Consider the following 8,442-nt stretch of genomic DNA (forward strand, 5'->3'; position numbering starts at 1 on the left):
CGAGGCGACGCCGGCCGAGGGCGCGACCACGGCCAAGCCCGGTGCCAAGGCCGGGCCCTACAAGCACCTGCTCACCGGCGTGTCCTATATGCTGCCGATGGTGGTGGCCGGCGGCCTGCTGATCGCCCTCTCGTTTGTCTTCGGCATCGAGGCGTTCAAGGAGGAGGGCAGCCTGGCCGCGGCGCTGATGAAGATCGGCGGTGAGACGGCGTTTCAGCTGATGGTGCCGTTGCTGGCCGGTTATATCGCCTATTCCATCGCCGACCGCCCGGGGCTGGCGCCGGGGATGATCGGCGGCCTGCTGGCCAGTTCGCTCGGCGCCGGTTTTATCGGCGGCATCATCGCCGGCTTTCTCGCCGGTTACTCGGCCCTGGCCATCGCCCGCTGGCTGCGCCTGCCGGACAGCATCGAGGCGCTGAAACCCATCCTGATCATCCCGCTGGTCGCCAGCCTGTTCACCGGCCTGGTGATGATCTACCTGGTGGGCAGCCCGGTGGCCGGCATGCTCGCCGGGCTGACCGCTTTCCTCGACGGCATGGGCAGCACCAATGCGATTCTGCTCGGCCTGCTGCTCGGCGGCATGATGTGCGTCGATCTCGGCGGACCGATCAACAAGGCCGCCTACGCCTTCTCCGTGGGCCTGCTGGCCTCGCAGAGCTACGCGCCGATGGCGGCGACCATGGCCGCCGGCATGGTGCCGCCGATCGGCATGGCCATCGCCACCCTGCTGGCGCGGCGCAAGTTCGCCCAGAGCGAACGCCAGGCCGGCAAGGCGGCTGGGGTACTGGGGTTGTGCTTTATCTCCGAGGGGGCGATTCCCTTCGCTGCCAAGGACCCGCTGCGGGTGATCCCGGCCAGCATTGCCGGCGGTGCTCTGACCGGTGCGCTGTCGATGTACTTCGGCTGCAAGCTGATGGCGCCGCACGGCGGGCTGTTCGTGCTGCTGATCCCCAACGCGATCAACCAGGCGCTGCCGTATCTGCTGGCCATCGTCGCCGGCAGCCTGCTCACCGGGGTGGTCTATGCCGTGATCAAACGCGCCGATGCCCAGCCGCTGGCGGTGGGGGCGGCGGCGTAGGCCCCTCTTACCCCATCCCTCTTCCTATAAGGAAGAGGGATGGGGCGCCCGGCGAGGGGGAGGGTAGTGGGTTCACCGCCGATCAGTGATGCTCACGCGTGGCGCGGAACTTGATCTCCGGCCAGCGCTCTTCCATCAGGCTGAGGTTGACCCGGGTCGGCGCCAGGTAGGTGAGGTGGCCGCCGCCGTCGACGGCGAGGTTCTCGTAGGCCTTGTCCTTGAATTCCTTGAGCTTCTTCTCGTCGTTGCAGTCGATCCAGCGCGCCGACCAGACGTTGATCGCCTCGTAGGCGCATTCCACCTTGTATTCCTCCTTCAGGCGGCTGGCGACCACGTCGAACTGCAGCACACCGACCGCACCGAGGATGATGTCGTTGTTGCGCTCGGGGAAGAACACCTGGGTCGCGCCTTCCTCGGCCAGCTCCTGCAGGCCCTGGCGCAGCTGCTTGGATTTCAGCGGGTCCTTCAGGCGCACGCGGCGGAACAGTTCCGGGGCGAAGTGGGGGATGCCGGTGAAGCCCAGGCTCTCGCCTTCGGTGAAGGTGTCGCCGATCTGGATGGTGCCGTGGTTGTGCAGGCCGATGATGTCGCCGGCGAAGGCCTCGTCCAGGTGCTCGCGCTCGCTGGAGAAGAAGGTCAGCGCGTCGGCGACCTTGAGGTCCTTCTTGATCCGCACGTGGCGCATCTTCATGCCCTTCTCGTACTTGCCCGAGCAGATACGCATAAAGGCGATGCGGTCCCTATGTTTCGGGTCCATGTTCGCCTGGATCTTGAACACGAAGCCGCTGAACTTCTCCTCGATCGGTTCCACCACCCGTTCGTGGGCGGCGCGCGGCAGCGGGCGCGGGGCCCAGTCGACCACGGCGTCGAGCACCTGGTCGACGCCGAAGTTGCCCAGCGCGGTGCCGAAGAACACCGGGGTCATCTCGCCCTTGAGGAAGGCTTCGGCATCGAATTCGTGGCAGGCGCCCTGGACCAGCTCCAGCTGGTCGACGAAGTTGTCGTAGAGGTCGCCCAGGTGCGCGCGGGCCGCGTCCGAGTCGAGGTGCTCGATGATCTTCACCTCGGTACGCTCGTGGCCGTGGCCCGGGGTGTAGACGATGATCTTGTCTTCGGACAGGTGGTACACGCCCTTGAAGTCGCGGTAGCAGCCGATCGGCCAGGTGATGGGCGCGGCCTTGATGTTCAGCACCGCCTCGATCTCGTCGAGCAACTCGATGGGGTCGCGGATATCGCGGTCGAGCTTGTTGATAAAGCTCACAATCGGAGTATCCCGCAGGCGGCACACGTCCATCAGGGCGATGGTGCGCGGCTCCACGCCCTTGCCGCCGTCGAGCACCATCAGCGCGCTGTCCACCGCGGTCAGGGTGCGGTAGGTGTCTTCGGAGAAGTCTTCGTGGCCGGGGGTGTCGAGCAGGTTGATCATGTGCTCGCGGTAGGGGAACTGCATCACCGAGGTGGTGATGGAGATGCCGCGCTGCTTTTCCATCTCCATCCAGTCGCTGGTGGCGTGGCGGTCGGATTTGCGCGACTTCACCGTGCCGGCGACCTCGATGGCCTTGCCCATCAGCAGCAGCTTCTCGGTGATGGTGGTCTTACCGGCGTCCGGGTGGGAAATGATGGCGAAGGTACGGCGCTTGGCGACTTCGGCGGCCTGGGTGGTCATGGGCTGAACCTGGATGAAGATGGGGCGAAAAATTGGTCGCGAAGTATACAGCAAGCGCCGTGCGGGTGCCTGCACCTCGGTGGCGAGCCGCCGGCAGCTTGTCGCGCCGCTGCAGAGTGTCGGATGGGTTTTTGCGAAGCCAATCTCCGGCCTGGTCATGGCGCTGACTCAAGGCTGTTCTAGACTGTTTTGCCGCAAGGAGTTCGCCTGCCGGGCAAGCGGCTGCAGGCCGCGCCCGTTCAGCATTTCCGGGCATTTCGTGCGATATCCGGAACGATGAAATTTCCGGTTGATCTGAGGGGCGCATGGTCTTAAAGTCCGCGCCCGAACGTCCATGCTGGAAACGATCCATCCGGCTCAAGTACTGACGACGAGAGGTTGCCGGCCGGCCAGGTCGGTACCGGTGATGCTCGGCGACATGCCTTGGGAAGTAGGCGAACCAAAGTGGGGAAACTGTCAGACGTTCAGGCCAGCGCGTTGCGTGGCCAGCCCCGACACGTGGCGGAACCTGTAAGCGGTTCTGCTGCCCGAATCAATGTGTTCCCGGTTTTGCCATTGGAGTCACCAGCATGTCGATCAAGGTCGAAGACTATTACGCACCCGCCACTTTTGCCCGCATGAAGGCGTTCGCCGATCAGCACGAAACCCCCTTCGTGGTGATCGACCGGCAGATCATCAGCGATGCCTACGATCAGCTGGGCAACTGCTTCCCGTTCGCCAAGGTCTACTACGCGGTCAAGGCCAACCCGGCCGTCGAGATCATCGAGCTGCTGCGCGACAAGGGCTCGAGCTTCGACATCGCCTCGATCTACGAGCTGGACAAGGTGATGGCCACCGGCGTCGGTCCCGAGCGCATCAGCTACGGCAACACCATCAAGAAGGCGCGCGACATCCGCTACTTCTTCGACAAGGGCGTGCGCCTGTTCGCCACCGACTCCGAGGCCGACCTGCGCAATATCGCCAAGGCCGCACCGGGCGCCAAGGTCTATGTGCGCATCCTCACCGAAGGCTCGACCAGCGCCGACTGGCCGCTGTCGCGCAAGTTCGGCTGCCAGCCGGACATGGCCCTGGACCTACTGATCCTGGCCAAGCAGCTGGGCCTGGTGCCCTACGGCATCTCCTTCCACGTCGGTTCGCAGCAGCGCGACATCGACGTGTGGGACGCGGCCATCGCCAAGGTCAAGGTGATCTTCGAGCGCCTCAAGGAAGAGGATGGCATCACTCTGCAGATGATCAACATGGGCGGCGGCTTCCCGGCCAACTACATCCAGCGCACCAACGACCTGGAAACCTACGCCGAAGAGATCACTCGCTTCCTCAAGGAAGACTTCGGCGACGAGCTGCCGGAAATCATCCTCGAACCGGGTCGCTCGCTGATCGCCAACGCCGGCGTGCTGGTCTCGGAAGTGGTGCTGGTGGCGCGCAAGTCGCGCACCGCGGTGGAGCGCTGGGTCTACGCCGACGTCGGCAAGTTCAGCGGCCTGATCGAAACCATGGACGAGTCGATCAAGTTCCCGATCTGGACCGAGAAGAAGGGCGAGATGGAGGAAGTGGTGATCGCCGGTCCCACCTGCGACAGCGCCGACATCATGTACGAGCACTACAAGTACGGCCTGCCGCTCAACCTGGCCAGCGGCGACCGCCTGTACTGGCTGTCCACCGGTGCCTACACCACCAGCTACAGCGCGGTGGAGTTCAACGGCTTCCCGCCGCTGAAGTCCTACTACCTGTAAGCGACCTGCCTGGTCAGCAACGCCCACCTTGTGTGGGCGTTGTCATTTCTGCCGCCGGGCTTCTGCGCTTTCCCCCGGTTCGGCTGTAAATCCCTTTCCAGAGCGCTCTGTTGGCTAGACGCGATTGTCAGTGACATATTTGTTACAAATTCTCCTTTGTAAATCGTTCGTAAAGATTGATTGCAACTGAATCTCATCTACTATCGCGCGCAGTTTTTATCTGGAGTGATTCTCGTGAGCGATAAGCATAACAAGCGTGCACCTCTTCCCCAGCGTCGCCTGCTGGCCTCGGCCGTCGGCCTGGCCCTGGCGTCCGGCTTCGCCGTGGCTCAGGACAGTGCAGTGGAGCTGGACAACGTCACCGTGCAGGGGCAGCAGGACCAGGGCTACAAGGTCGACAAGGCGTCCTCGCCGAAGCAGACCGCGGCGCTGCTGGATACCCCGCAGACGATCAACATCATTCCCGAAGCGCTGTTTCGCGAGCAGAACGCGCGCACCCTCACCGAGGTGCTGAAAAACACCCCGGGGATCAGTTTCAACGCCGGTGAGAACGGCTTCGCCAGCGGCACCAACAACTTCAGCCTGCGCGGTTTCGACACCAGCGGCAGCATCTTCATCGACGGCGCCCGCGACAACGGCAGCTACACCCGCGACGTGTTCAACGTCGAGCAGGTGGAAGTGGCCAAGGGCCCGGCCGCTGACAACGGCCGCGGTGGCGCCGGCGGCTACGTCAATCTGGTGACCAAGACGCCGACCCTGGAAAGCTTCATTGCCGGTGGCGCCAGCTTCGGCTTCGATCAGTACGATTCCGAGGCGCGCCGCCGCGCCACGCTGGATACCAACCAGATCATCCACGACAGCGCCGCCTTCCGCCTCAACCTGCTGGTGGAAGACAGCGGCGTGGCCGGTCGCGAGCACGCCGAAAAGAACAGCTGGGGCCTGGCGCCGTCGCTGGCCTTCGGCCTGGGCACCGACACCCGCGCGATCTTCGCCTACGAGCACGTGCAGATGAACGACCGCCCGGACTGGGGCGTTTCCGGTGCGTCGGTCAAGGGCATGAAGGGCGACACGCCCTACAACCCGGCGCTGTCCGGGGTCGACCGCGACGAGTTCTACGGCCTCAAGTCGGACTTCGACGACACCACCAGCGATGCGCTGCTGGTGCGTCTGGAACACGACCTGTCCACCGGCATGACCCTGAGCAACCAGACCCGCTGGGCGCGCGTCGACCGCCAGGCGCGCTACACCCTGCCCTTCCAGTACCTGGGCGGCGACCAGCTGCGTACCGACACCCAGTTCTACGACCGGGTCAACACCAGCCTGAGCAACCTGACCAACCTGTCGGCGCAGTTCGCCACCGGTTCGATCAAGCACAACCTGGCCGCCGGCCTGGAGCTGACCCGCGAGGAGTCCGAGGCCGGCACCTATGCCGAGGTCAACCCGGGCAACGTCAATATCTTCGATCCGGACTGGGAGCGTAGCGGGCCGGTTTCCAAGCACAGCCGACTGCGCGAGCGCAGCGACGTGACCGTCGACACCGTGGCGCTGTACCTCTACGACACCCTGGAGTTCACCCCGCAGTGGCAACTGACCGGCGGCCTGCGCCTGGAGCAGTACGACGTCGATATCCGCAGCCGTAACGTCCAGACCGGCGCCGCGGTGGGCGCCGACGGCTTCGACGACCGCGAGTTCAGCATCGGCGGCAAACTCGGCCTGGTCTACAAGCCGGCAGAGAACGGCAGTCTGTATGCCGCCTACGGCGTGTCCACCCAGCCGCCCGGCTCCTACCTGTCCAACCCGGACATCTCGCGGGTCAACGGCCAGGCCTTCCCCGGCTTCGTCCCGGGCGCCGATCCGGTGCGCGCGCACAACTACGAAGTCGGCACCAAGTGGGACTTCTTCGACAAGCGCCTGTCCACCACCGCAGCGCTGTTCTACACGGTGAAGAAGGACGTGGCCATCACCGGCCGCGACGCCGGCGAGACCAGCGACAGCCTCAAGGGCTACGGCGAGCAGGTGGTCAAGGGCCTGGAGCTGGGCGCCTCGGGCCAGATCACCGAGGCCTGGAACGTCTACGGCGGCATCGTCTTCATGGACAGCGAGCGCAAGCACAGCGCCTATCTGGACGAGGTGCGTCGACGCGCCAACGCCGGCGACTACGGTACTGCGCTGCGCACCGACGGCGACGAGCTGGCCTTCACCCCCAAGGTGTCGGGCAACCTGTGGACCACCTATCGCCTGCCGGTCGGCCTGACCCTGGGCCTGGGCGCGCAGCACGTCGGTTCGTCCTACCTGGGCCGCCCGGACGATGCCAGCCGTATCGTCGCCAACGGCCTGTACGGCAAGCTGCCGAGCTACACCACCTTCGCCGCCATGGCCAGCTACGAGGTCAACCAGAACCTCGATGTGCGCCTGAACGTCGACAACCTGACCGACGAGGAATACGCCGTCTCCAGCAACTGGAACGGTCGCCGCGTGCTGCTGGGCGACCCGCGTACCTTCACCCTGAGCACCAACTTCCGCTTCTAAGCGCAAGTGCCTGTGGCAACGCCCCGACCGCGCCAGCGGCCGGGGCGTTTGCCTGTAGCAGGAGCGAGCGCCAGGCATGGCTGTCATAGTGGCCTCGCTCTCTTTAGAATTCTGCGCCAACGGCGAGCCGCCCTGGAGACCTCACCCATGCTGCTGCATATCCCCGATCTGCTGAGCGCCGAGCAGCTGCGCCAGTGTCGCGCCGCGCTGCAGGCCGCCAACTGGCAGGACGGTCGGCACAGCGCCGGGCATCAGGCGGTCGGCGTCAAGGCCAACCAGCAACTGGCCCAGGACGATCCGCTGGCCCAGCAACTGGCCGAGTTCGTCCTCGCCCAGCTCGGCCAGAGCCCGCGTTTCATGGCCGCTGCACTGCCGCTCAAGGTGCTGCCGCCGCGCTTCAACCGCTACGCCGAGGGCGGCAGCTACGGCGCGCATATCGACAGCGCCGTGTTCAGCGTGCCGGGCACGCCGCACCGCATCCGCGCCGACCTGTCGGCCACCCTGTTCCTCAGCGAGCCGGACGAGTACGACGGCGGCGAACTGGTGCTGCAGGACAAGCGCGTCAAGCTGCCCGCCGGCCATCTGCTGCTCTATTCCAGCGGCAGCCTGCACCGGGTCGAGCCGGTGACCCGCGGCGCGCGCCTGGCCGCCTTCTTCTGGGTGCAGAGCCTGGTGCGCGAGGAGTCGCAGCGTAACCTGCTGCTGGAGCTGGACGACAGCATCCAGGCGTTGCGCCAGCAACTGCCGGCCAGCCCCGAGCTGCTGCGCCTGACCGGCGTCTACCACAACCTGCTGCGCCAGTGGTCGCAGACCTGAGCGCCCGACCCATAGCCCGGATGCAATCCGGGGATAGCTGGTGCGCATTTCCCGGATGGCATCCGGGCGACCAACAACTTGCGGAGAGGCTCCCATGCCCTTGCCCAAACTGCAGCAGATACCCGCAGAAATCGCCGCGCTGGCCGACTACGAGCGCTTCGCCCGCGAGCGCCTGAGCGAGCAGGCCTGGGCCTACCTGGCCGGCGGCGCCGCCGACGAGCTGACCCTGGCCGACAACCGTGCCGCCTTCGACCGCCTGCGCTTGCGCAGCCGCGTACTGCGGGACCTGAGCGGCGGCAACACGCGCCTGCGCCTGTTCGGCCAGGACTTCGACCACCCGATCTTCCTCGCCCCGGTGGCCTATCAGCAGCTGGCCCACCCTGACGGCGAGCTGGCCAGCGTGCTGGCGGCCGGCGCGGTGCGCGCCGGCATGCTGGTCAGCACCCAGGCCAGCGTCGAACTGGAAACTATCGCCGCCGCCGCGCAGACGCCACTGTGGTTCCAGCTGTATATCCAGCCCGATCGCGACTTCACCGCGGCGCTGGTGCGCCGCGCCGAGGCGGCCGGCTACCAGGCGCTGGTGCTGACCGTGGATGCGCCGGTCAGCGGCGTGCGCAACC

General features: G+C 65.7%; 6 protein-coding genes. 5 read left to right on the forward strand and 1 reads right to left on the reverse strand.

Annotated features, from left to right (window positions below):
* Positions 1 to 1,078, forward strand: a 1,078-nt coding sequence (locus N878_RS06365) for a fructose-specific PTS transporter subunit EIIC (protein WP_021442826.1), incomplete at its 5' end; no start/stop codon positions are given.
* 82 nt (positions 1,079 to 1,160) lie between these two features.
* On the opposite strand, the gene N878_RS06370 is transcribed toward N878_RS06365, so the two are convergent.
* Complete coding sequence (locus N878_RS06370; protein ID WP_021442827.1) at positions 1,161 to 2,744, reverse strand: peptide chain release factor 3; 1,584 nt, start codon at positions 2,742 to 2,744, stop codon at positions 1,161 to 1,163.
* 569 nt (positions 2,745 to 3,313) lie between these two features.
* On the opposite strand from N878_RS06370, the gene N878_RS06375 reads away from it, so the two are divergent.
* The 4 genes from N878_RS06375 to N878_RS06390 form a co-directional block, all read left to right on the forward strand.
* Entirely contained in the window at positions 3,314 to 4,477 is a 1,164-nt protein-coding gene (locus N878_RS06375) for a type III PLP-dependent enzyme (protein ID WP_021442828.1), read from the forward strand.
* A gap of 234 nt (positions 4,478 to 4,711) precedes the next feature.
* Complete coding sequence (locus N878_RS06380) at positions 4,712 to 7,006, forward strand: TonB-dependent siderophore receptor (protein ID WP_021442829.1); 2,295 nt, start codon at positions 4,712 to 4,714, stop codon at positions 7,004 to 7,006.
* Positions 7,007 to 7,153: 147 nt separating this feature from the next.
* The gene (locus tag N878_RS06385) at positions 7,154 to 7,822 is read left to right on the forward strand and encodes a Fe2+-dependent dioxygenase (RefSeq protein WP_021442830.1); all 669 of its coding nucleotides are present in this window, start codon (positions 7,154 to 7,156) and stop codon (positions 7,820 to 7,822) included.
* Between the two features lie 94 nt (positions 7,823 to 7,916).
* Positions 7,917 to 8,442, forward strand: a 526-nt coding sequence (locus tag N878_RS06390; RefSeq protein ID WP_021442831.1) for an alpha-hydroxy-acid oxidizing protein, incomplete at its 3' end; no start/stop codon positions are given.

The organism is Pseudomonas sp. EGD-AK9, assembly GCF_000465935.2.
GTDB lineage: Bacteria > Pseudomonadota > Gammaproteobacteria > Pseudomonadales > Pseudomonadaceae > Aquipseudomonas.

Excerpts from the sequence above, each read along its gene's own strand:
- N878_RS06370 (WP_021442827.1), bottom strand. The coding sequence starts at position 2,744 with ATGACCACCCAGGCCGCCGAAGTCGCCAAGCGCCGTACCTTCGCCATC.
- N878_RS06375 (WP_021442828.1), top strand. The coding sequence starts at position 3,314 with ATGTCGATCAAGGTCGAAGACTATTACGCACCCGCCACTTTTGCCCGC.
- N878_RS06385 (WP_021442830.1), top strand. The coding sequence starts at position 7,154 with ATGCTGCTGCATATCCCCGATCTGCTGAGCGCCGAGCAGCTGCGCCAG.